This is a genomic window from Mesonia sp. K4-1 (assembly GCF_008017825.1).
Taxonomy (GTDB): domain Bacteria; phylum Bacteroidota; class Bacteroidia; order Flavobacteriales; family Flavobacteriaceae; genus Mesonia.
The window spans coordinates 161,571-183,893 of record NZ_VRLS01000086.1 but is presented as its reverse complement, the minus strand read 5'-3'; the positions used below and the strand labels follow the sequence as shown (position 1 = coordinate 183,893).

At 32.3% G+C, this 22,323-nt stretch carries 25 protein-coding genes; 14 read left to right on the top strand and 11 right to left on the bottom strand.

Going from position 1 to position 22,323, the window contains the following annotated elements:
* Window position 1: 1 nt before the first annotated feature.
* Window positions 2-424 carry a PaaI family thioesterase gene (locus tag FT986_RS13085; protein ID WP_111540931.1) on the bottom strand — a complete coding sequence of 141 codons (423 nt, stop codon included), beginning with the start codon at window positions 422-424 and terminating at the stop codon, window positions 2-4.
* Window positions 425-488: 64 nt separating this feature from the next.
* On the opposite strand from FT986_RS13085, the gene FT986_RS13080 reads away from it, so the two are divergent.
* Window positions 489-1,151, top strand: coding sequence for an alpha/beta hydrolase (locus FT986_RS13080; RefSeq protein WP_147865437.1), 663 nt, complete (start codon window positions 489-491; stop codon window positions 1,149-1,151).
* 83 nt (window positions 1,152-1,234) lie between these two features.
* Here FT986_RS13080 and FT986_RS13075 read toward each other — a convergent pair whose 3' ends face one another.
* From FT986_RS13075 to ruvX, 6 genes are all read right to left on the bottom strand, one after another.
* The gene (locus FT986_RS13075; protein WP_147865436.1) at window positions 1,235-3,172 is read right to left on the bottom strand and encodes a M1 family aminopeptidase; all 1,938 of its coding nucleotides are present in this window, start codon (window positions 3,170-3,172) and stop codon (window positions 1,235-1,237) included.
* A gap of 97 nt (window positions 3,173-3,269) precedes the next feature.
* Window positions 3,270-3,725 (bottom strand): SRPBCC domain-containing protein, encoded by a 456-nt coding sequence (locus tag FT986_RS13070; RefSeq protein ID WP_147865435.1) that lies wholly within the window; start codon window positions 3,723-3,725, stop codon window positions 3,270-3,272.
* Window positions 3,726-3,739: 14 nt separating this feature from the next.
* On the bottom strand, window positions 3,740-4,513 hold the full coding sequence (gene mazG, locus FT986_RS13065; RefSeq protein ID WP_147865434.1) for a nucleoside triphosphate pyrophosphohydrolase: 774 nt from the start codon (window positions 4,511-4,513) through the stop codon (window positions 3,740-3,742).
* A 194-nt stretch (window positions 4,514-4,707) separates the two neighbouring features.
* A complete protein-coding gene (locus tag FT986_RS13060) occupies window positions 4,708-5,145 on the bottom strand; it encodes a DUF5606 domain-containing protein (RefSeq protein ID WP_111540927.1) in 438 nt (145 codons plus the stop codon).
* 55 nt (window positions 5,146-5,200) lie between these two features.
* Window positions 5,201-5,791 (bottom strand): peptide deformylase, encoded by a 591-nt coding sequence (gene def / locus FT986_RS13055; RefSeq protein ID WP_147865433.1) that lies wholly within the window; start codon window positions 5,789-5,791, stop codon window positions 5,201-5,203.
* Window positions 5,792-5,859: 68 nt separating this feature from the next.
* The gene (gene ruvX, locus FT986_RS13050; RefSeq protein WP_111540925.1) at window positions 5,860-6,270 is read right to left on the bottom strand and encodes a Holliday junction resolvase RuvX; all 411 of its coding nucleotides are present in this window, start codon (window positions 6,268-6,270) and stop codon (window positions 5,860-5,862) included.
* Window positions 6,271-6,359: 89 nt separating this feature from the next.
* Here ruvX and FT986_RS13045 point away from each other — a divergent pair, with 89 nt between their 5' ends.
* The 3 genes from FT986_RS13045 to FT986_RS13035 are packed head-to-tail and all read left to right on the top strand — an operon-like array spanning window position 6,360 to window position 9,151.
* Window positions 6,360-7,175, top strand: a complete 816-nt coding sequence (locus FT986_RS13045) for a 2,3,4,5-tetrahydropyridine-2,6-dicarboxylate N-succinyltransferase (RefSeq protein ID WP_147865432.1) — start codon at window positions 6,360-6,362, stop codon at window positions 7,173-7,175.
* Between the two features lies 1 nt (window position 7,176).
* On the top strand, window positions 7,177-8,259 hold the full coding sequence (locus FT986_RS13040; protein ID WP_147865431.1) for a glycosyltransferase family 9 protein: 1,083 nt from the start codon (window positions 7,177-7,179) through the stop codon (window positions 8,257-8,259).
* Entirely contained in the window at window positions 8,249-9,151 is a 903-nt protein-coding gene (locus FT986_RS13035) for an ATP-grasp fold amidoligase family protein (protein WP_255505972.1), read from the top strand. The genes FT986_RS13040 and FT986_RS13035 overlap by 11 nt, the downstream gene beginning before the upstream one ends.
* On the opposite strand, the gene FT986_RS13030 is transcribed toward FT986_RS13035, so the two are convergent.
* Entirely contained in the window at window positions 9,148-9,972 is an 825-nt protein-coding gene (locus tag FT986_RS13030; protein WP_147865430.1) for a glycosyltransferase family 2 protein, read from the bottom strand. The two genes, FT986_RS13035 and FT986_RS13030, sit on opposite strands and share 4 nt — an antisense overlap.
* Window positions 9,973-10,179: 207 nt before the next feature.
* Here FT986_RS13030 and FT986_RS13025 point away from each other — a divergent pair, with 207 nt between their 5' ends.
* Entirely contained in the window at window positions 10,180-10,935 is a 756-nt protein-coding gene (locus FT986_RS13025; RefSeq protein ID WP_147865429.1) for a glycosyltransferase family 2 protein, read from the top strand.
* Between the two features lie 21 nt (window positions 10,936-10,956).
* Here FT986_RS13025 and FT986_RS13020 read toward each other — a convergent pair whose 3' ends face one another.
* Window positions 10,957-11,577 carry a YIP1 family protein gene (locus FT986_RS13020; RefSeq protein WP_147865428.1) on the bottom strand — a complete coding sequence of 207 codons (621 nt, stop codon included), beginning with the start codon at window positions 11,575-11,577 and terminating at the stop codon, window positions 10,957-10,959.
* Entirely contained in the window at window positions 11,565-12,323 is a 759-nt protein-coding gene (locus FT986_RS13015) for a lipopolysaccharide kinase InaA family protein (protein WP_147865427.1), read from the bottom strand. The genes FT986_RS13020 and FT986_RS13015 overlap by 13 nt, the downstream gene beginning before the upstream one ends.
* Window positions 12,324-12,576: 253 nt before the next feature.
* On the opposite strand from FT986_RS13015, the gene FT986_RS13010 reads away from it, so the two are divergent.
* The 7 genes from FT986_RS13010 (at window position 12,577) to FT986_RS12980 (ending at window position 19,334) form a co-directional block, all read left to right on the top strand.
* Window positions 12,577-13,623 carry a glycosyltransferase family 4 protein gene (locus FT986_RS13010; protein ID WP_147865426.1) on the top strand — a complete coding sequence of 349 codons (1,047 nt, stop codon included), beginning with the start codon at window positions 12,577-12,579 and terminating at the stop codon, window positions 13,621-13,623.
* Complete coding sequence (locus tag FT986_RS13005; protein WP_147865425.1) at window positions 13,602-14,561, top strand: glycosyltransferase family 2 protein; 960 nt, start codon at window positions 13,602-13,604, stop codon at window positions 14,559-14,561. The genes FT986_RS13010 and FT986_RS13005 overlap by 22 nt, the downstream gene beginning before the upstream one ends.
* Window positions 14,558-15,118: an L-threonylcarbamoyladenylate synthase gene (locus FT986_RS13000; RefSeq protein WP_111540917.1), complete on the top strand. Its 561-nt coding sequence runs from the start codon at window positions 14,558-14,560 to the stop codon at window positions 15,116-15,118. Before FT986_RS13005 ends, FT986_RS13000 begins: the two co-directional genes overlap by 4 nt.
* A 1-nt stretch (window position 15,119) precedes the next feature.
* The gene (locus FT986_RS12995) at window positions 15,120-16,562 is read left to right on the top strand and encodes a CCA tRNA nucleotidyltransferase (protein WP_147865424.1); all 1,443 of its coding nucleotides are present in this window, start codon (window positions 15,120-15,122) and stop codon (window positions 16,560-16,562) included.
* Window positions 16,555-17,577 carry a heme A synthase gene (locus FT986_RS12990; RefSeq protein ID WP_147865423.1) on the top strand — a complete coding sequence of 341 codons (1,023 nt, stop codon included), beginning with the start codon at window positions 16,555-16,557 and terminating at the stop codon, window positions 17,575-17,577. Before FT986_RS12995 ends, FT986_RS12990 begins: the two co-directional genes overlap by 8 nt.
* 27 nt (window positions 17,578-17,604) lie before the next feature.
* Window positions 17,605-18,126 (top strand): hypothetical protein, encoded by a 522-nt coding sequence (locus FT986_RS12985; RefSeq protein ID WP_111541153.1) that lies wholly within the window; start codon window positions 17,605-17,607, stop codon window positions 18,124-18,126.
* Window positions 18,127-18,275: 149 nt separating this feature from the next.
* Window positions 18,276-19,334, top strand: a complete 1,059-nt coding sequence (locus FT986_RS12980) for a nucleoid-associated protein (protein ID WP_111540915.1) — start codon at window positions 18,276-18,278, stop codon at window positions 19,332-19,334.
* Window positions 19,335-19,406: 72 nt separating this feature from the next.
* On the opposite strand, the gene FT986_RS12975 is transcribed toward FT986_RS12980, so the two are convergent.
* Window positions 19,407-20,474, bottom strand: a complete 1,068-nt coding sequence (locus tag FT986_RS12975; protein WP_147865422.1) for a hypothetical protein — start codon at window positions 20,472-20,474, stop codon at window positions 19,407-19,409.
* Between the two features lie 94 nt (window positions 20,475-20,568).
* Here FT986_RS12975 and FT986_RS12970 point away from each other — a divergent pair, with 94 nt between their 5' ends.
* Both FT986_RS12970 and FT986_RS12965 read left to right on the top strand, forming a co-directional pair.
* Entirely contained in the window at window positions 20,569-21,477 is a 909-nt protein-coding gene (locus FT986_RS12970) for an ABC transporter ATP-binding protein (RefSeq protein WP_147865421.1), read from the top strand.
* The gene (locus FT986_RS12965) at window positions 21,478-22,314 is read left to right on the top strand and encodes an ABC transporter permease (RefSeq protein ID WP_147865420.1); all 837 of its coding nucleotides are present in this window, start codon (window positions 21,478-21,480) and stop codon (window positions 22,312-22,314) included.
* The last annotated feature ends 9 nt before the right edge of the window (window positions 22,315-22,323 follow it).

Below are 22,323 nucleotides of genomic sequence, written 5' to 3'. Positions count from 1 at the left end.
TTTATTTTTTAGGCAAAGCAATGGTTGTTAATTTTACAGCAGAAATTAAGTTTTCTTCTGCGTCTTTAATTTTTATGTCCCAAACTTGGGTAGTTCTTCCTTTATGTAAAAATTGAGCTTTTGCAAAAACTTCACCGCTTGCAATACTTTTTACATGATTCGCCGAAATTTCTATTCCGCGAATATAAAAATGCTCTCCATCAAGAAAAATAAAACTTGCCGCGCTCCCTACACTCTCTGCTAAAGCTACCATAGCACCCCCATGTAACACTCCATCGGGTTGATGAACCCTAGAATTCACTGGCATTTTAGCTGTCAAATAATCTTCTCCTATATCTATAAACTCTATAGCTAAAGTTTCCATTAAAGTGTTTTTACACCTCTTGGCAAAACTGGCAAGAATTTCTTCTTTAGAATATTTCATTGGTTTAAGTTTACGTTTACTTACTGAAAGTTTTACTTTTGTAAAAGTACAAAAACCCTATAAAATGGCTTCTATAGAAAAGCAAGTAAGTTATACCACAACTAACTCCTATTCCACTTTAAATTCGCTAACCCAAGAAACAAAAAATATATGGATTTGCTGTCACGGATTAGGTTATTTAAGTAGGTATTTTATTCAGTATTTTAAAACATTAGATAGTAAAGAAAATTATATTGTAGCCCCGCAAGCGCAAGCCAAATATTACCAAAAACAAGATTTTAAACATGTTGGTGCCAGCTGGCTTACCAAAGAAGCTACAGCCTTAGAAATGGAAAACGTTCTGGCTTATTTAAACGCTGTCTTTACGGAAGAAGCTGAAGGAAAGGATAAAAATTTAATTTTACTGGGATATTCTCAAGGAGTATCTGTTATTACGCGTTGGATGGCTGCTAAACAATTACAACCAAAAGCATTGTTTTTGCATTCAGGAAGTATTCCTAAAGAGCTCCAACCAGAGCAGTTTAAGTATTTAAACAACAATTGCAAAGTAAATCTACTTTACGGAAATAAAGATCAATACATCACTGAAGCCAAACTACAAGCCGAAAAAGAAATTGCACAATCTCTTTTTGGAGATCGTTTACAACTTTATCCTTTTGAGGGAGTACACGAAGTAAAACCTCAACTTATTGCTGACATCTTGAAAGATCAAAAAGTAAATATCTAAAATTCATTGAGTTGATATACCAATTAAAAACGCCGATAATTCTTAAAATTATCGGCGTTTTTAATTCGTAAAATAGAGATACGTTACTCTTTTATCAACTTTTTTGTTGTGCTTGTTGCATCTTCAAAATTCACTTTTAAGAGGTAAATTCCCTGAGATAGACTCTCTACATTGACTTCTTTAAAATTTTGTTTTTCAGTAATTACACTTCTTCCGTTAAGATCAAAAATTTCAATATGCTGGATTGGTTTTTGAACCTGAGAAAAGTATATTTTATCTTGAGCAGGGTTCGGATAAACTTTAAATAATTCCGCTTTAGCGTTAGAAATAGATAAGTTTGCGGTACTATTTAAAGTAATTACGTCGTACTGCGGATCAATTTCTACATCTACCACAGTAAAATTCACAGGAATAGTGAATTGCTGATTGTTACTGGTATGCTCGACCGTGGTATCTAAAATTTCTCCATTAGCACCTAAAAGCCTTACCGGAAGTAATGTTTCAAAAAAGCTTACTGAAGGATGACTCTGGGTTTGATTAAGTGTAAGATTCACACTACTAGAAGTAGGTTGAGTTACGTATGCAGAAAAAGTTGGAAAACCCTCTCCATAAATCCAATCATCAAAAAATTCGGTTAAAGAAAGACCGCTTTGCTGCTCTAATTTTTGTCTAAAATCGGGTGTTTTAGCATAACCATAAGCTAAAGCTGGATCATCTAAATAATTTTGAGTCGCTTGATAGAAATCTGCATCCCCTAATTTTTTTCGCAACATATGAAGAACCATCGCACCTTTGCTATAACTTAACCTTCCGCTGAATATTCTCCCGACACTTAGAGTATCATTATCTGATAGATAAACCGCACCATCGGGTTGCGATGTAATTTGTAGGACCTTACTTTCCTTCCAGTTATTAAAAGCTGAAGCTCCGTCAAAATCTTCTACCACCAAACCTGATAAATAAGTCGCAAAGCCTTCATTTAACCAAATATCTTTCCAGCTTCCGCAAGTTACTTTATCTCCAAACCATTGGTGCGCCATTTCATGAGCTATAAGGCCTCTGCTAAAGTTACCCATAAATGATATGGTCGTGTGTTCCATACCTCCTCCCCAACCAAATTGAGCGTGTCCGTATTTTTCATTCTCATAAGGATAATTACCAAATAGTGTTGAAAATAGATTTAAGATTGGTGCGGTTTCTTGTAAATCTTGAGTAGCACTCGCTAAATCTTCGGGATATACATAATCAATAAGCGGGAAGTTCATTCCATTAAAAGAATAATTGTTATTTATAACCGCGTAATTGGTAACTGCTACAGCTATTAAATAAGCAGGAATAGGATAATCGTGACTAAAATGAACGGTTTTAGAATTACCAATAAAACTGTTACTAACCTCCAGACCATTGGCAACAGGTATATTTTCTTCGTTATTGCTGTTAAATCGGGGAACCGTTAAAAAAATATCTACACTTTCAATTTTATCATTTAAATCTTGCTTACAAGGCCACCAAGCTTTTGCTCCGTAAGGTTCTGAAAGCGTCCAAATTACTTCATGGCCATTATGTGTAGTTTGCTCAAAAGAACCAAATCCAGACCTTATAGGGTTACCTTCATAATCTATACTTAGTGTATAAGTTTGTCCTGCAGCTAGTGTTGAATTTAAATTGATAATTAATTCGTCTCCACTACGTGAGTGACTAAGAGTTTGATTACTAGAATTGGTAACTTCATTTACCTGCATATTTGCAGCTAAATCAAATATAATAGACGATAAGCTTTGTTTGGCTGTAAAAGTAGTTGTAATCACACCCTCGATATAAGCTACGGAAGGATCTAGCTGTAAATTCAATTCTTGTGTATTCACATCATAATTTCCAGTATTGCTATTAGAGACAAATTGTATTCGCTTTTCTGCTGAAAGACGTTCTGCTTTACAAATTTCAAAATCTTCATCTACTAACTGCTGAGCAAAAGCTGACTGAAAAATAATAAAAAACAAGAAAAGATATGAATATTTCATATAAAGTGTGATATTCTTAGGGTTAATTAACTTAATTGACCGTTGTAGTCTTAATTTTATATAAAAACTTACGAAGAATCAATAGTTTAGGTTCTGCCTATAGAGCTTCTGCTAAATTTTTTATTTGCTGAACAATAGACTCCCAACCTTTACCGTCATTATAAATTTCTTCATAGCGTTTTTCTCCACTTTCAACTGTCTCAAAACCGTACTGTGATATAGTCAACCTAGATTCATTCTCATTAATGGCTTCTATATGATAATTAACCTGCAAATGATTTTCAATGATATTTTCATAATCTGCATAAGGATCAATAACCGTATAAGTTAATACAAAAGGCTTTTCTATAGTGAGAATTATTCCTTCTACAGGAATAAAAAGTTTCCCTTCGTGTAGCATTTCCCACTTTAAAAGTGCTCCTTCTTCCCAAGTAGAAATAGCTTTACATCCATACATATATTTTTGAGTATGATCGGCTAAAGTTAATACCTCCCAAATTTGATGAGGTGTAGCATTTATTTTTATTGTATTCTGAATTATTTTCTGTTCCATTTTAGCTTCTAAGTTTATATTTTTTTTGCCTGTTCCCAAAAAAGATCCATTTCGGCCAAGGTCATATCTTTTAATTCTTTACTGTTTTCCTTAGCTTTCTTTTCAATGTATTGAAATCGTTTAATAAATTTTTTGTTGGTTCTTTCTAGAGCATTTTCTGGATTTACCTTTAAAAAACGAGCATAGTTTATCATAGAAAACAAGACATCACCAAACTCCGCTTCAATAAGATCCTGATTTTGACTATTCACTTCGTGCTGTAATTCTTCCAGCTCTTCTTTAACTTTTTCAAAAACTTGTTGTGGTTCTTCCCAATCAAACCCTACACCTGCAACTTTATCCTGTATTCTACTTGCTTTTACTAAAGCTGGTAAAGATCTTGGCACCCCTTCTAACACACTTTCTTTACCCTCTTTAAGCTTTAACTTTTCCCAATTTTGCTTTACTTCTTCTTCGTTAGCTACCTCTACATCTCCATAAATATGTGGATGTCTATCGATAAGTTTATCGCAAATAGAATTTGCTACATCGGCTATATCAAAAGCATTTTTTTCACTTCCTATTTTAGCATAAAACACTATATGTAACAAAACATCCCCCAACTCCTTTTTCACTTCCTCTAAATCATTATCTAAAATAGCATCGCCTAGCTCGTACGTTTCTTCGATAGTTAAGTGTCGGAGCGTTTCCATAGTTTGCTTACGATCCCAAGGGCATTGCTCTCTAAGTTCATCCATAATGCTTAGCAGTCTATCAAATGCTTTGAGTTGTTGTTCTCTTGTAGTCATAAAGGTAAATTTAAAAGTTTAAATGTAAGTATATTTTACTTTATATCGTTTTGCATTAGGGATAGAAGCGGCAGCCTTTTTAATCGCTTTTTTGCGGCGAAAAAGCTATAGCGGAAAGCCCGGCCCGAAGGGAATGCCATAAAAAAAGCCCTGTTTTTCAACAAGGCTCTATTTATATAACAAAAAAAGAAATGTTAGTTTTCTTCTGTAGTTGCTTCTTCTTTAGTGGTTTCTTCTTTTTCTGGGGCAGAAAAGTCGTTCATTCCTGCGCCAATTAAAATATTATACCACTGAAAAACTTTTTTGATATCGCTTACATATACACGATCTTCATCATATTCTGGTAAAATTTCTTTAAAATACTCTTCTAATTTAGCTTTCGATTCTTTGTGACTAATAGCTTCTTTCCCATCTTCTTTCTCAGCTATTTTTTGAAAAACTTCTCTTAACGGAACTTCCTCTGTATAGGTATACATAGCAATTTCACTTAACATGCTTACATTATGTCTCACAGATACCGATAGTTTTTTACCATCTGCTAATGCTTCTGCTACAAAACCTCCTCTGGTTTGTGCCTTTAACTCATATAATCCCGGTTTCCCTGAAATTGCTAAAACTTTGTCTAAACTCATCTTCTATTTTTTTTGGGTGGCAAATATCTAATCTCTGTAGGTAATCACAAAAATTTTAACGCCCTTTTTTTACTTTTGGGAAACGCATTCTATAATCAATGCTTATTTTTCCTTTTGAAATATTTTCTAATTTTCCTTTAATTAATCTTTTTTTTAGGCTTGAAAGTTTATCGGTAAATAAAATTCCTTCAATATGATCGTACTCATGTTGTATGACTCTTGCTGCTAAACCTGTAAACTCTTGGGTATGCTTTTTAAAGTTTTCATCGTAGTACTCTATAACGATATTTGGTTTTCTAAACACATCTTCACGCACTTCAGGAATACTTAAACAACCTTCATTAAAGGCCCATTCATCTCCAGTTTCCTCAGTGATTTGCGGATTTATAAATACTTTTTTGAGTCCTAGTAGCTGTTCTTTATCATTTTCAGATAAATCATCATCCTCTGCAAAAGGAGATGTATCTATGATAAACATGCGTATAGGAAGACCTATTTGTGGTGCCGCTAGACCTACTCCGTAAGCGCCATACATGGTCTCCCACATATTTTCTATAAGTTCTTTTAACTTAGGATAATCTTCTGTAATATCTTTCGCTTGCTTTTTTAAAACGGGATCCCCGTAAGCTACAATAGGTAAAATCATATATAAGATACTTTAATTCTTTTTTGCAAAGGTAGTGATTTGAAATCTTAAATTAAAAGAGAGAAATACTATACGTTATAAAGGTAATTTTGAAGAATAATTGTGGCACTAATCTCATCTACTAACGCTTTATTTTGGCGTTGTTTCTTTTTAAGACCGCTATCGATCATCGTTTGGAAAGCCATTTTAGAAGTAAAACGTTCGTCTTCTCTTTTTACGGGCATCGTAGGAAATTGTTTAGCGAACTCTTCTAAAAAGGACTGTATATAAACTTCACTTTGAGAGGCTGTCCCATCTTTTTGTTTGGGCTCTCCCACCACCACTAGCTCTACTTTTTCTTTACGGAAATAATCCTTTAAAAACTGCATTAACTCTTTAGTATCTACCGTAGTTAAACCAGAGGCGATTAATTTTAATTCATCGGTTACTGCTACTCCGGTGCGTTTAGTTCCAAAATCTAATGCGAGGATTCTTGCCATCAAAATTTTTTTTGCAAAGGTAACACTTCTCTTAGTATTGCTATAATATTTATATGGAAGCCTTATATTTACGCAAAATTTTTAAATCTATGGAAAAACTTCAACAACATATATTAGAAGCTTGGGAAAACCGAGAGCTTTTAAAAGAAGAGTCTACGCAAAATAGCATTAGAGAAGTAATAAATAAAATTGACGCTGGAGAATTACGTTGTGCAGAACCAACAACAGAAGGTTGGCAAGTAAACGAATGGGTAAAAAAAGCTGTTGTTTTATATTTCCCTATCCAAAAAATGGAAACCTTAGAAGCGGGTATTTTTGAATATCACGATAAGATGCCATTAAAAACAGGTTACAAAGAAAAAGGAATACGTGTAGTCCCAAATGCAGTGGCCAGACATGGTGCTTATATTTCTAGCGGTGTGATTATGATGCCTAGTTATGTGAATATTGGTGCGTATGTAGATGAAGGTACTATGGTAGATACTTGGGCGACTGTAGGTAGTTGCGCTCAAATAGGTAAAAACGTACACTTATCTGGCGGAGTTGGTATTGGTGGTGTTTTAGAGCCATTGCAAGCTGCTCCAGTAATTATAGAAGACAATGCATTTCTAGGGTCTAGATCTATTGTCGTAGAAGGTGTTCGTGTTGAAAAAGAAGCTGTATTAGGAGCTAATGTGGTTTTAACAGCCTCAACCAAAATTATAGATGTTACAGGAGCTGAACCTAAAGAAATGAAGGGAATTGTTCCAGCTAGATCTGTAGTGATTCCTGGGAGTTATACAAAGAAATTCCCTGCTGGGGAATATCAGGTCCCTTGTGCTCTAATAATTGGTCAACGCAAAGAAAGCACAAATAAAAAGACATCTTTAAATGATGCCTTACGAACTTATGATGTAGCAGTATAATATGAAAGTACTTGTAATTCAGCAGAAAATGATTGGAGATGTTCTTACCTCTTCTATTCTTTGTGAAGCTATAAAACTAGAACACCCTTCTGCTGAATTACATTATTTAGTCAATAGCCACACAGTCCCTGTAGTTGAAAACAATCCGTTTATTGACAAATTGGTTTTATTTACACCAAAAATTGAAAATAGCAAGCTTCAGTTTTATCGTTTTCTTAAAGAAATCCGTAAAGAAAAATATGACGCTGTAATAGATGTTTATAGCAAAACTTCTAGTGCATTTATTACATCTTTCTCTAAAGCAAAGATTAGAATAGGAAAATCAAAGTCCTATCTTAATTGGGCATATACACACCAATCGGGAATGGATTTAGTGAGGAATCACGGCATTCCGTTAGCTTATGAGAATAGACTCAATATGCTAACTCCGTTTGTAAAAAACATCAATTACAAGGTTGAACCACAAATTTTTATTACTGAAAAAGAGAAGGATCAGTTACAACTGAAACTAAAAAATGAAAAATTGTCTTTAAAAGAAGATCCTGTGGTGATGGTCAATATTTTAGGCAGTTCTCCTAGCAAAACCTATCCACTTCCTTATTTAGCCGAATTATTAGATGAATTGGTTAATCACTTTAAAGATATTAAATTTTTATTCAATTATATTCCCAAACAACAAGATCAGGTAAATACCTTAAAGTCTTATTGTTCTCAAAAAACACAAAATAATATACTTAATTTTTACGCCCCTAGTTTAAGAGAATTTATTATACTTACGTCTTTTTGTGATGCCATGATAGGCAACGAAGGAGGAGCCATTCATATGGCCAAAGCTGTAAACATTCCTAGTTTTGCAATTTTTTCACCTTGGATAAGAAAAGAAACTTGGGGTGCAAACGATGAGGATGACCATAATTTAAATGTTCATTTAAGAGATTTTGAACCTCAATTATTTAAAAATTACAATAAAAAAGACTTTAGAAAGAATCAAAAAGAATATTACCTTAAATTTGAACCTGAGTTAATAAAGAAAACTTTAGTTAATTTTATAAAAAATTCAATTACTAGTTTAAATGGGAGTTAAAAAATTACTTTACGGAATTTTAAAAAAGATGAAGTTTCTTCCTCCCGAAACTTATATCCCTATTTATTATGAGTACTATTTAGGTAAAAAACTTGATCTTAATAATCCTGTAGAATTTAACCAAAAAATACAATGGTTAAAAACTTATTATCACCCCGATATATTAACTCAATTGGTAGATAAATATTCTGTTCGGGAATATGTAAAAGAAAAAATAGGTGCTCAATACCTTAATGAACTTATCGCTGTTTACGATAAAGCTTCAAAAGTGAATTTTGATGAACTTCCACATCAATTTGTAATTAAAGGAGTTCATGGTTTTCATTTTAACTTAATTGTAAAAGATAAAAGCACGCTAAACCGAAAAAGAGCTCGTTTTCTCATGAATAAATGGATGAGCAAAAATCAATATTTTAGAGGTGGTTTTGAGTGGGCTTATAAGAATGTTCCGCCAAGGCTTATTGCCGAGAAGTTTCTTACAGAAATGGATAAAGATGTTATCTTAGATTACAAGTTTTTTTGTTTTAATGGGGAGCCTAAGTTTTTGCAAATAGATGTAGAAAGAGGTATTAATGATCAGCGTGCTTTTTATGATTTAGAATGGAACAAACTAGAATTTTATAATAAAGAAAATAAAGTATATGAAGGAGAAATGACTCAACCAGAGAATTTTGAAGAAATGGTTTGGGCTGCGAGAACATTAGCAGATAAATTTCCTTTTGTAAGAGTTGACCTATATTCTATTAAAAATAAAACCATTTTTGGTGAAATGACTTTTTATCCGTCTGACGGAAGAAAAGATTTTCATCCGTCAAAATACAATAAGATTTTAGGAGATTATATTCAATTACCTCACTTAGCTGAAGGTCAAAAAGAAATTAAAGAAATTTAGTTTTTCTTAATTCCGTAATTGGTCCAAGTCTTATTCTTATTTTTAGTTTCTGCTCTAATGTCTAAATTCTTATCAATAGAATCTTGGTTTTTATACCCTCTTGGATGGTCTAAATGTATGCACACGGCAGAATAACGAATTTGTTTAGACTTAATACCTTTATTCATTAAACGCTCTCCCAATTCTCTATCTTGACCTCCATATTGCATACGTTCATCAAAGCCATTAATTGCTAAAATATCCTCTTTCCAACCACTTGCATTATGTCCGTTCCAACTAGCATTCGTAGGTGTCACTTTATTTAATAAACCTTGCATGAAACCATTAGCACTAAGCTTATTATTTTTAAAAGAAGAAGATAAACCATTTTTTTTCAACCAATTAACTTTAAAGCAATCTTGAGAAAAAATAGTTTCTTTGGTGATTATTTTGGAGATGTTCATAGGCAACATAAAATATCCTCCCGATAGGAAGTAACCTTTTTCACGATATTTTAAATGAGTAGAAACAAAATCTTTTCTCGGGATACAATCCCCATCACTCATTAAAATATAATCTGCTTTGCACGCTAAAATTGCCTTATTTAATATTCTTGATTTTTGAAAACCTTCATCCTCTTGCCAAACGTGTTGAATAGGATAAGAAACCTCTTTCTGTAAACGTTCTATCAAATCAAACGTAGGTTGTTTAGAACCATCATCAGCAATTACTATTTCAAAAGTAGCATCATCTTGACAAGCATATCCCCAAAGAACTTTTTCTAACCAATCTTCGGAATTATAGGTACTAATGATAACTGATATATGGATGCTATTATTCAACTTCAAGAATTTATTGGGTTAATTTTATAGCCACAAAAATAGTGATTTTTACCAAGTCGCTTGATTAAAGTCAAAAAAAGTTAATAAATCGCCGCAACCATTTTAAGAAAAATACATCTTTGTTATGTAGTATCTTTTGTTTGATATAAATTTGTCATTGGTTTAAGATTAAAATTTTTCATTAGTATAAAGCAATAATTAAAAAAGTTGGAAAAACTTACAGCACTAATACCTACCGGAAATGAAATTCACAATATTGAAGAAGTAATAGCTTCTGTAGATTTTGCCGATGAAATCATGGTGGTAGATAGTTTTAGTACTGATGGCACTTACGAAAAAGCTCAAACTCTTGCAGATGTCGTTTTACAACGAAAATTTGATTACCCTTCTTCCCAAAAAAACTGGGCTATCCCTCAGGCTAAACATCAATGGATTTTATTAGTTGATGCCGATGAACGTGTTACTCCTGAGTTAAAACAAGAAATCTTAGACGTTCTTAAAAACCCATCTAAAGATACAGTCGGGTATTGGATAGGAAGACAAAACTACTTTATGGGTAAACCCATTAATCATAGTGGTTGGAAAAATGATAAAGTTATTCGTCTATTTAAAAGAGATGAATGTCGTTACAATAATAAAAGAGTACACGAAGAAATTACTTCTGATGGAAATATTGGAAAACTAAATAGTAGGTTTCTTCACTATACCTATACCAGTTTTGACAATCATATTGAGAAAGTGAACAAATATGCTTGGTGGCGTGCATTAGATTATAATGAAAAAATAGATAAAATAACTGCTTACCATTTTATTGTTAAACCATTTTGGGGGTTTTTTAAGCACTATCTTTTACAAAGCGGATTTAGAGACGGAGTCCCTGGTCTAACCATTGCCTTTCTTAGATCATATTCTATTTTTACACGTTATTTAAAGATTTGGCTTCTTAGAAAAGGTATCAAGTAACTTTTTCTAGAGTATCAATATTTAATTAATTAAGTTAAAGGTAAATAATAATATTAAGAAGACTGCTGCCAAAGCTAAGCTTGGCAGAAAAAGATTTCCTATAGCTCTTAACGTGCTAAAATTCTGAATTATTTTTATTCCCTTTATAAAAATAATTACTGACCATACATTCAAGATAAAATATAAAATTTTGAAACCTGAGTAAAAGGAAATATATTCAAATTGATAGATTTCTTGAGTATTAGAAAACAAACCCTCTCCAAAAATCATATAACCAGGAATAAGTAAAAATAAACCTACAATGGCTGGTATCATAGACCAAGCCAAAACTGTTCTATATTGATCTCCCTCTGCTTTTCCTCCTATCCATTCTCCCGTAAAACTTAAAAGTGACGTGAAAATATAAAAAACTAACCAGCCTAAAAGTCCTCCTAAAATCCCTCTAAAAATCACCATATGGTAAATAGATGAGAAACCTAATTCTCCCCTATTAATAGCTTTATAAAATGAATATGCAATCCCTCCCAAAAAAAGTAAAACATATACATTATCCCTATTCTTAGAAGCAATTATAAGCTTTAAAACTTTTGAGGGTCTAAACCAGATAATTTTTAAAATGTATGGAATACTTATTTTTTCCAAAACTTAAATTTTTTCTTTAATCTTCTTTTTCTATAAAATTTTTCTTGAAATTTTTGAGTATTACTCCACATCATTTCAAAAATTTTATTTTTGTTTTCACCTATACATTTAGCATATTCATCACTCATAACTTCTACCATTTCTTTATGTATGGTTAATCGAGCAAAGTTTTTTATACGCTCTTCCAAGCTCAAACTCTTAAAATTCATACGATTTAGATCAACCAAGTAAAATTGATAATTCCCATTATTTAACTTAATTAATGTATTTCCTGGAGAGTGATCTAAAAAAAGAACTTTATGTTCATGAAGCTGATAAGTAAATCTTGTAAAAGCTCTAAGTATTTCTTCGTGATTAGGAAAATTTAAATCTTTGGTTAACTCGCGATAAGTCAAATCGCAATCTAAATGTTCACTTACATAATAACTACTTTTAAATAAGAGAAAAGTACTTTCCTCAAAATAAGCAATAGGCTTAGGAGTGCCTATATTTAATTTTTCTAAATGCTGGGCATATTCAAAAGAGCGTTGAGCCTTACTTTTTCTAAAAAAACGATAAGCAATTTGATTTATCAGGTTGGGTATTTTAAACGATTTTACGTTTACTAGAGTTCCATTGATAGTAAAAAGTCGAATTACATTCCGTGCAGCTTCTCCAAAAGCCTCACCTTCTGTTTTAAAATTATTGATAATATGCTTGACATTTTTCTTTTCTACAGGGGATGTTTCTGAAAAAATTACTTTCATGGAGATCAATTAAAATAAAAAATCAATTAATTTAGCAGGTTGAATTTATACTATTAAGGCAGTTGAAACTTTTCAACTATAAAGAAACTATTTTTTCTCTGATTTTATCTCATCGGCTACAGCCAATATATTTAATCCACCATAGCAAAGCGTATCAAACCGAAATTTCAATACTTCTAATTTATTAAAAAAGATAAAGCAATCGTAAATCATCATCGTTTAAAATAGTAAGTTTGCAGTATAGTTAACGCCTATGAATACTAATGTTGTTTATATTTTACATAAAAATGGTGCTGAAAGCCATTATTTAGGTTTAGCACATCTATTGCACCAAGAAAATTTACAGTTAAAACACAGAGAGTTTTCTATTGCTGGTAAACTATTTAAAGGCCTAATAAAAGGTAAACCTTTACTTTTCAAAAAACAACTTATAAATATTGGCTTTTTTATTCAACTATTATTTACCAAAAATAAAAAAATAGTTCTAGGTATTGCTCCTTTTGATCATAAATTAGGTCGTTTATTATTTATTCTAAAAAAACACCAAATATATTATCACAGTTCTTGGACATGCTGGGATAAAAGTTTCCAACCTAAGCCCACTAATAAACAAAAAGTTTATAAAAACTGGCGATATTTTTTAGAAGAGAAAGTACTTCATGTTTTTGCTGTTTCTCAACAAACTAAAACCAGTATCCTAGAAAATTACCAATTATCACCAAGTAAAATAAGTGTTGTTAATCATAGTTTACACGAAGCCTTTTTAAAAAACTATAAACAGGATAAAGAACTCAATACTTTTTTATACGTAGGTAGGTTAACTCCTGAAAAAGGAATTGAAGAGATTTTAGATTTCTTTATAAAAAACTCTAATTTAAATTTAACCCTCATTGGTTCAGGAAAATTAGAAAGCAAAGTGAAAGAAGTTGCTAATAAAACTAAAAATATTAGTTTTTATCCTAAAATTACAGATAAAGGGAGGTTGGCCACTCAATTCAATCAACATCAATTTTTTCTATTAAACTCAAAGAAAACAAAAAAGTGGGAAGAATTATTTGGTATGGTTCTTATTGAAGCAATGGCTCAAAAATCAATTCCTATAGCTAGTAATCACGCAGGTCCAAAAGAAATTATCAATAATAAAACAGGTTATATTTTCACTGAAGGAGATTTAGAAGAAACCATTACTGCTGCAGTAAAAATAGGGTTTTCTGAAGTAATGGCTACTGCAGCAAAAGAAAGTGCTAAAAATTATACCTTAGAAATCATCTCAAAAAAATGGAAACCAATTTTAATATAAAACCTGTAGATGTTAGCTGCATTATTATTAATTATAACACAGCAAAGTATACTTTAGCTTGTGTAAAATCTATAATTACACTAGAAAATCACTTATCTAATTACGAAATTATTGTAGTAGATAATGCTTCCGCGGAAGACGATTATCTATGGTTGCTAAAAGAGTTTAAAAAATTAAATCTACCACAACTAAAGCTTTTTCGAAGTAAAAAAAATGTGGGGTTTGGAGCAGGAAATATGTTAGGTGTACAAATATCTAGTCCTTGCAATTATTATGCATTTATTAACAATGATACATTACATGTTTCTGAGAATTCGTTACAACGTCTAATGAATTTCATGAATCAAAATGAGACAATTGGTATTGTTTCACCTCAAATGTTAGATCAAGATAAAAATTTCAGAGTAACTATAGATCACTTTTCTTCCTTAGGGAGAGAGATTTTGCGAAGACCTTTACTAGAAAAATTATTCCCTAAAACTTATTTAAATAGAAAGGTTCGTTATCAAAAACCTACAAAAGTTCACTATGTTCAGGGATCTTATATGTTTATTAGAGCTGATGCTTTTAATCAAATTGGTGGATTCGATGATAATTTATTTCTTTACTATGAAGAGTCCGATGTTTCTAGAAGATTACTTAAGCAATTAAATCTTAGCACATATTTATTTCCAGATTTAGAATACATTCATTATAAAAGTGCTAGCACTAAAAAAAACATTCTTATAAAAATCGAACAGAAAATATCTCTACTTTACTATATTAGAAAACATTATGGATTTATTCAATACAAATTATTGTTAGGATATTATATTATTCGTTACTTTTTCTCGAGCATCTTAAAACCTAAATACTGGAAGCTATTTTTTGTATTACTGCGAGGAGCTCCAACCTCATTATCCTTAAAACAAAATCAAACTATAAATAATCTATCATGATAGACGAAATTCACGAATGCCTAACAGTTTTAAAACGAGGCGGACTTATACTTTACCCAACCGATACGGTTTGGGGAATTGGCTGTGATGCCACCAATGCAGAGGCAGTAGAGAAAGTTTTTGCACTAAAGAAAAGAGCAGAAAGCAAATCTCTTATCTGTTTAGTTTCAGATTATAAGATGCTTAATCAATATGTAGAAGAAATACCAGAAGTCGCTTATGATATCTTAAAATTTGCGGCAAAACCTACAACGATAATATTTGATGACCCTATTAGAGTGGCTGAAAATTTAATTGCCGAAGACAATTCATTAGCCATTAGAGTTTGCAAGGATATGTTTTGCAATAAATTAATAAGAAAATTTAAACGCCCTATCGTATCTACTTCAGCTAATATTAGCGGTCAACCTACTCCAAAATCTTTCGATCAAATAAGTCCCGAAATTTTAAAAGGAGTAGACTATGTTGTAAATTTGCAGCCAGCAAATAAAAGCGCTAAACCCTCAACAATTATTAAATTGACCTTAGACGGAAAAGTGCAAATTATTAGAAAATAAAATGCCCGAAGAGAAAACGTATAAAGAAGCATTATCACATAAAGTTTTTGAATATATAACCCAAGCAGCAGATAATCTCTCTCTAGAAACCTATGCAATCGGTGGGTTTGTTAGAGATTATTTTTTACAAAGAGGTGATGCCAAAGATATAGATGTAGTTGCTGTAGGCAGCGGAATAGCCTTAGCGGAAGAAGTAGCAAAACTATTGCCTCATCAACCAAAGGTACAAGTATTTAAAACCTACGGTACCGCCATGCTTAGAGCGTTTGATTTGGAGATTGAATTTGTTGGAGCACGTAAAGAATCTTACACCGAAAATAGTCGAAATCCCGAAGTAGAATCGGGTTCACTGGAAGACGATCAAAACCGAAGAGATTTTACGATTAACGCCTTAGCGCTTCAGTTAAACAAAAGCAGCTTTGGAAAATTATTAGATCCGTTTAACGGATTGGAAGACCTAAAAAACCAAATCATCAAAACACCTCTAGAGCCAGGGGTAACCTATTCAGATGATCCATTACGAATGATGCGTGCCATTAGATTTGCCTCTCAATTGGGTTTTAAAATAGAAGAAAAATCATTAGATGCTATTACTACTCACTACAAACGCATTAAAATTATTTCTAAAGAACGTGTAGTAGATGAGCTAAATAAAATTTTATTATCTCATACTCCGTCTATAGGATTTGGATTACTTAGAAAGACAAAATTACTACCCATTATATTACCAGAATTATCGGCTTTACAAGGTATTGATGAAAAAGAAGGACAACGTCATAAAGATAATTTTTGGCACACCTTAGAAGTTGTAGATAATATTGCTAAAAATACAGACGACGTTTGGTTACGTTGGGCAGCATTACTACACGATATTGGTAAAGCACCCACAAAAAAGTTTCACAAAAAAATTGGTTGGACATTTCATGGTCACGAATTTGTAGGAGCTAAAATGGTATTTTCTCTTTTTAAAAGATTAAAAATGCCCTTGAATGAAAAAATGAAATTCGTTCAAAAAATGGTTTTCATGAGCTCCCGTCCTATTGTTATCGCAGAAGATCATGTAACCGACTCTGCTGTAAGAAGATTGATTTTTGACGCTGGAGAATCTATTGAAAGCCTTATGACACTTTGTGAGGCAGACATTACTACTAAAAACCCAAAGCGTTACAAAAAATACCATAACAATTTTAAAGTTGTTAGGCAAAAGCTTAAGGAAGTAGAAGAAAGAGATCATGTTCGTAATTTCCAGCCTCCCGTTTCAGGGGAAGAGATTATGAAGACTTTTAATATTCAACCTTCTAAAGAAATAGGCATTATTAAAAGCGCAATAAAAGAAGCGATTTTAGATGGTGAAATTCCTAATGAATATGAAGCTGCTAAAGCGTTCATGATTGAAAAAGGCACGCAACTAGGATTAACCACTAAGGAGACCAAAAATGTTTAAAAAAGTTGTTAAAATATCTCTTATTCTAGTTTATCTAGTCATCATCGCAGGTGCAGTGGTGAGAATGACTGGAAGCGGAATGGGTTGCCCCGATTGGCCTAAATGTTTTGGTCATTTTATACCTCCTACAGAACGTGCTCAATTAGAATGGCATCCAGAGCAAAATTTTCACAAAGGTCAAGTAATTATAGTAGACGAAACTTTACAAGTTTCTAAATTTGAATTTACATCTTCTAAAAAATTTAATAAAAGTAATTGGGAACTTTATACCAAACATGATTATGCCGTTTTTAATCCTACTCACACTTGGGTAGAATATATTAATAGACTTTTTGGAGCTCTTGCAGGACTTGCCGTACTTTTAACGGCTATTTTATCTATTTGGAAATGGAGAAAAAATAAAAGAATAACCCTACTTTCTTGGTTTACTACATTTTTAATGGGGTTTCAAGCTTGGCTAGGAGCAACGGTGGTATATTCGGTGTTGGCTCCGGTAAGAATTACCATACATATGGTAGTCGCATTGATTATTGTAGCTTTGATTCTTTATATTTTACACCTAGCTAGCCCTAAAAAAGTAAATTTTAGCTATAATCCCTTATTTAAAAATTTACTTATACTTTCTATTGTACTAACTCTTATTCAAGTGGTTTTAGGTACCGAGGTTAGACAGTTTGTAGATATGCAAATCAAAGATATAGGCTACGAAAAGCATTTATGGCTAGAGAATCCAAACTTTCAATTTTATGCTCATAGAAGTTTTTCTGTTTTAGTCTTTTTATTAAATATGTTTATTTGGTGGAAAAACAAACAACAGCATTTAGGCTACCCTCTTACCCACTGGGTGATGCTGCTTATTATTCTTGAAGTTTTTACGGGAATTGCGATGTATTATTTTGATTTTCCGTTTGCTACCCAAGCTGCACATTTAGTAATTGCCAGTGTACTTTTCGGTCTTCAATTTTACCTTTTATTGCAAAGCAAGAAAGCCGAAATTCAGACAAAAAATAGCTAACTTTGCAATCCAAATTTTTGAAAGATGATGATTTATAAATTTCGAATCGTATTAGATACGTTAGATGATGTTTTTAGAGATATCGAGATTGAGGAAAACGATACTTTAGAAGATTTACACAATGCGATTACACAGGCCTTTGGTTTTGATGGAACCGAAATGGCTTCCTTTTATACGAGTGATGAGGAGTGGAATCAAGGTGAGGAAATTGTTCTTTTTGATATGAGCGAAGGGCACAACCCTGTTCGTATGATGAATGAAACTGCATTAGATACAGTAGTTTCTCAAAAAGAAACCAAGCTCATTTATGTGTATGACTTTTTAAGTATGTGGACATTCTATGTGGAGTTGGCCGATATTACTGAACCAGAAGATGGCAGAGATTACCCTAACCTTATGTATGTTCAAGGGCAGTTACCTGATAGTCCTCCAGATAAAAATTTTGAAGCCGAAGATGATCCTTATGCAGAAGAAGATGAAGATTTGTATAGTCAAGGAGATGGTTTTGAGAGTTTAGATGATTTCGATTTTGATGAAAACTGGAATTAAATCAATCTCTATTTTTTTGCATTAGGGATAGTAGCGGCATCCTTTTTTAACTGCTTATGCGAAGCACTAAGCTTTTAAAAAAGATATAGCGAATAGCCCGACCCGCAGGGTAATGCCCAAAGTATTAATATTTCAATTTACAGAACACTATGATTAACGTATATAATGCTCAAATTGAGTCGCTTTCTATTCACCGCGTGGGGAATAAAGCTAGAAATGAAGGGATTTTTCTTTCCCAATCTCCGTTAGTAATAAGTGACGAGCTTAACTCTTTATTGAAAGAGTACTTTTTGAAGTCGTTTAGAGAGAAGGAAGAGAATTACTATCAATTTGTACACGAAACCGATTTGGAGTTTCATGATTTATACAATACTTGTTCAGAGATTTTTAATGATCCCAGGACTGTTCATGAAAATTCGAAGAAAATAGCGCAGCTGCTCTTTAACGAAGGAAAACATCCGCACATTAAAAACGGAGAATTATACGTAGTATATTTTGAAAATATGCTCTTGGATAACGAGAAAGTTGATGCCGTGGGTATTTTTAAATCTGAGTTAAAGCACGATTTTCTTCAGTTTGAAGAAAAATCTGAAAACCTGGAAGCTATTTTACAACAAGGTGTGAATTTAAATAAGTTGGATAAAGGAGCTATTATTTTCAACAAAAATAAGGAAGAAGGTTACAAGGTACTTTCTATAGATTCTAACCGCTATGATACTAAATATTGGTTGGAGCAATTTTTGGGAGTAGATGTATTTGCAGATGAAAATTTCTATACTAAAAAGTATTTAAAATTTTGTCAGGATTTTGCTAAAGATGTTGTTTTACCTGCAGAAGATAAACAGCAAGAGGTAATGTTTATGAACCGCGCAGTAAATCATTTTGCTAAAAATGATAATTTTCAGGAAAATAATTTCTTAAACGAAGTTATGGAAAATCCAGACTTAATTCCTGAATTTCAAAATTATAAAACCGAGAAAGCTCCTAAATATAAGATTGAAGATTTAACCGAGTTTCCTGTTTCTAATACTGCAGTAACTTCTGCGAGAAAGAAAATTAAAAGTGTGATTAATTTAGATACTAACATGCAAATTAAGTTAGATTTTATTAATCCTGAAAGCGCTGAAAAATTTATAGAAAAGGGCTGGGACGAAGAAAAACAGATGTACTATTACCTAGTATACTTCAACAAAGAAGAAAAAAACTAATTTTAGGTATATCAAAAAAGGCAGCAACCTAAATTAGATTGCTGCCTTTTTTTTGTTTTAAAATTACGGAAATCAAAACTCCATAATTTCTTTAGTATTGGTATCTACATAATTGCGTTTTACAAAATCTAAGGCAGTTCTTAATATATGTCCCATAGTTTTTGCTCGTCTAAATTTTACATCTTTAGAGAATTCAACCAAATCGGCTTTAAGTCTTTTTACATTTTTATCGGTAGAAATAGAATCTTGCGTCATACAACGAATCAACTCTTTATATCTTTTCTGGGAGGTAATTAATCTTTTAGCTACTTGGGAACGTTCTTCTCTTCTGTATTGCTCAATAGAGGTTTGTTCCAATTTATTAGCCACAAGCATTACCATTTCATAATTCTCTTTAAAAAATTGTGGTCGGTACACTTTTAATTTACCCTCATAGCATTGTTGGTCAAAATCTATGGCTCTTATTTGGTAAGCAACATGATCAAAATCGTGTGTAGGAATCACAACATAATTATATGATCGCATGTCTCCCAATAAGCGTAAGGTACAACGCTCATTAAATTTCACAAACTGTTTAGCAATTTGTGTTTTTTCTCGCTCATCGCACTCTTGTAGTTTTTCTTCTATAAAGACGTCACCTGGTATTCCGGCAATGTGTTCTTCTATAAGAGTTTCCTTATAAATAAGAAAATTAATACGGTGTGGAGAAAGAATATGTTCAAACTCTAAACCGTAGATTCTAGAAGCATCTGCTTTTTTTACATAAAAGTAAGTGTAACTATCATTTAAAATATTTCTCACTTTAACCCGGAAAGGTTTAGAATTTCCAAATGTACAATAATCAATGGCATCTACATTTAAAAATTCAAAAGAATCATCACTACCATCAGAGTGTAGAATAGTATATACTCGTTTAAGACTGTTGTCAATTTCAGTACGTTCATGATCTGGATAATAACACCGTACCCAAAGTGTGTCTTCATCATGTTGATCGTAAACCACGATCGAACCCGAAAACCTAAGTAAATCCTCATAGAAAACAGGGATTTTTGTATTTCGATTGTGCTTGATCAAATATTTGCTAAGCCTTTCATTTATAGGAAAACTAGGCTTTTTTTTTGACATCAACTTCTCATCCATTGATTTTCGGTTTTTTCAAAAATAGCATTCTATTTTGTAATATCACTGTAACAAAACGTTAACTTAGACGTCGTATTAGAAAATCGATCTTATTTTGAAAACAATTCTTACGATTAGCAATCTCACAAAAAAATTTGGCCCCATCACTGCCGTAGATAATTTATCTTTTACCATTGAAAAAGGAAATGTTTACGGAATCTTAGGCCCTAACGGTAGCGGTAAATCTACCACCTTAGGCATGGTTTTAAATGTGGTAAATAAAACTAGTGGGGATTTTCATTGGTTTGACGGAAGTGATACCACACACGAGGCTTTAAAAAAAGTTGGTGCCATTATAGAAAGGCCAAACTTCTATCCCTACATGACAGCAGCCCAAAATTTAGATTTGGTATGCAAGATAAAGAATGTGACTGATGCTAAGATTGAGGAAAAGCTAGAAATTGTAGGATTATTAGATCGAAAAAACAGTAAGTTTCAAACCTTTTCATTGGGTATGAAGCAGCGTTTAGCTATTGCTTCTGCCTTACTTAATGACCCTGAAATTCTTATTTTAGATGAACCTACTAATGGATTAGATCCGCAAGGAATTCATCAAATCAGAGAGATTATAAGAAAAATTGCCTCTACAGGAACTACCATACTATTGGCTTCACATTTACTAGACGAAGTAGAAAAAGTTTGTAATCATGTGGTTATAATTAGAAAGGGAGTTAAGCTTTATGCCGGTCCTGTTGATCAATTAAATGCAAATCATGGTTTCTTTGAATTGAGAAGTAGTAATATGGAGGTTCTAAAAAATGCCTTAACGGAAACTAATTTATTCGATTCCGTTAAGAAAAATCAAGAAGATGATTTTTTTACAGCTATTCTAACTAAACCTATGGAGGCCGAAGAGCTTCATAAAATACTTATAGAGAAAGGAATTATTCTTTCTCATTTAGTAAAGAAAAGAGAGAGCTTAGAACAGCAATTCTTACAATTAACCAACCAAAAAAGCGCCTAGATGTTACGATTACTCACAATAGAATTCCAAAAATTACGCTACAGTAGATCTGCTAAAGTATTATCTATTATCTATTTTGGCTTATTTACCTTGATCGCTCTCATCGCCTCTATTAAATTTAATTTATTTGGTGCAGAAATTCATATTGCCGATCAAGGAATTTTTAATTTCCCTTACATCTGGCACTTTAACACGTATTGCGCAGCACTATTAAAAATTTTCTTAGCAATTGTTATAGTCTCTCTTATTTCTAATGAATATAGCAATCGCACACTTAAACAAAACCTAATCGATGGCTTAAGCAAAAAAGAATTTATATTATCTAAATTTTATGTAGTTGCTTCCTTTGCACTCATATCAACCGTTTTTATATTTCTAGTCTCTTTAATCTTAGGTTTAATTTTCTCTGATTATACTGAATTTGGAATCATTTTTTCTGATTTAGAATACTTACTAGCATACTTCGTTAAGCTTTTAGGCTTTTTTAGTTTTTGTTTATTTTTAGGCGTTTTGGTAAAACGATCTGCTTTTGCGTTAGGATTTTTATTTGTTTGGTGGATTTTTGAAAGTATTATTATAGGGGTTCTACGTTTTCTTATTTTAAAAGATGCCGTAACTACCGAATATATTTCTCAATTTTTACCATTAGAATCTATGGCAAATTTGGTAAAGCAACCTCTTACTCGATTAAATATTATACAATCTGCTGCTAATCAACTTCAAACAGATGTTGCGTTTGATTATGCAGTACACTGGTATCAAGTTATCATCGTTTTGGGTTGGACAGCTATATTTATATGGGGCTCACTTACACTGCTTAAAAAGAGAGATTTATAATTAAAAGTG

Bases quoted from the DNA above. Each gene is read 5' to 3' on its own strand.
- FT986_RS13085 (WP_111540931.1), bottom strand. From the start codon at position 424: ATGAAATATTCTAAAGAAGAAATTCTTGCCAGTTTTGCCAAGAGGTGT.
- FT986_RS13080 (WP_147865437.1), top strand. From the start codon at position 489: ATGGCTTCTATAGAAAAGCAAGTAAGTTATACCACAACTAACTCCTAT.
- FT986_RS13075 (WP_147865436.1), bottom strand. From the start codon at position 3,172: ATGAAATATTCATATCTTTTCTTGTTTTTTATTATTTTTCAGTCAGCT.
- FT986_RS13070 (WP_147865435.1), bottom strand. From the start codon at position 3,725: ATGGAACAGAAAATAATTCAGAATACAATAAAAATAAATGCTACACCT.
- mazG (WP_147865434.1), bottom strand. From the start codon at position 4,513: ATGACTACAAGAGAACAACAACTCAAAGCATTTGATAGACTGCTAAGC.
- FT986_RS13060 (WP_111540927.1), bottom strand. From the start codon at position 5,145: ATGAGTTTAGACAAAGTTTTAGCAATTTCAGGGAAACCGGGATTATAT.
- def (WP_147865433.1), bottom strand. From the start codon at position 5,791: ATGATTTTACCTATTGTAGCTTACGGGGATCCCGTTTTAAAAAAGCAA.
- ruvX (WP_111540925.1), bottom strand. From the start codon at position 6,270: ATGGCAAGAATCCTCGCATTAGATTTTGGAACTAAACGCACCGGAGTA.
- FT986_RS13045 (WP_147865432.1), top strand. From the start codon at position 6,360: ATGGAAAAACTTCAACAACATATATTAGAAGCTTGGGAAAACCGAGAG.
- FT986_RS13040 (WP_147865431.1), top strand. From the start codon at position 7,177: ATGAAAGTACTTGTAATTCAGCAGAAAATGATTGGAGATGTTCTTACC.
- FT986_RS13035 (WP_255505972.1), top strand. From the start codon at position 8,249: ATGGGAGTTAAAAAATTACTTTACGGAATTTTAAAAAAGATGAAGTTT.
- FT986_RS13015 (WP_147865427.1), bottom strand. From the start codon at position 12,323: ATGAAAGTAATTTTTTCAGAAACATCCCCTGTAGAAAAGAAAAATGTC.
- FT986_RS13010 (WP_147865426.1), top strand. From the start codon at position 12,577: ATGAATACTAATGTTGTTTATATTTTACATAAAAATGGTGCTGAAAGC.
- FT986_RS13005 (WP_147865425.1), top strand. From the start codon at position 13,602: ATGGAAACCAATTTTAATATAAAACCTGTAGATGTTAGCTGCATTATT.
- FT986_RS13000 (WP_111540917.1), top strand. From the start codon at position 14,558: ATGATAGACGAAATTCACGAATGCCTAACAGTTTTAAAACGAGGCGGA.
- FT986_RS12995 (WP_147865424.1), top strand. From the start codon at position 15,120: ATGCCCGAAGAGAAAACGTATAAAGAAGCATTATCACATAAAGTTTTT.
- FT986_RS12990 (WP_147865423.1), top strand. From the start codon at position 16,555: ATGTTTAAAAAAGTTGTTAAAATATCTCTTATTCTAGTTTATCTAGTC.
- FT986_RS12985 (WP_111541153.1), top strand. From the start codon at position 17,605: ATGATTTATAAATTTCGAATCGTATTAGATACGTTAGATGATGTTTTT.
- FT986_RS12980 (WP_111540915.1), top strand. From the start codon at position 18,276: ATGATTAACGTATATAATGCTCAAATTGAGTCGCTTTCTATTCACCGC.
- FT986_RS12975 (WP_147865422.1), bottom strand. From the start codon at position 20,474: ATGGATGAGAAGTTGATGTCAAAAAAAAAGCCTAGTTTTCCTATAAAT.
- FT986_RS12965 (WP_147865420.1), top strand. From the start codon at position 21,478: ATGTTACGATTACTCACAATAGAATTCCAAAAATTACGCTACAGTAGA.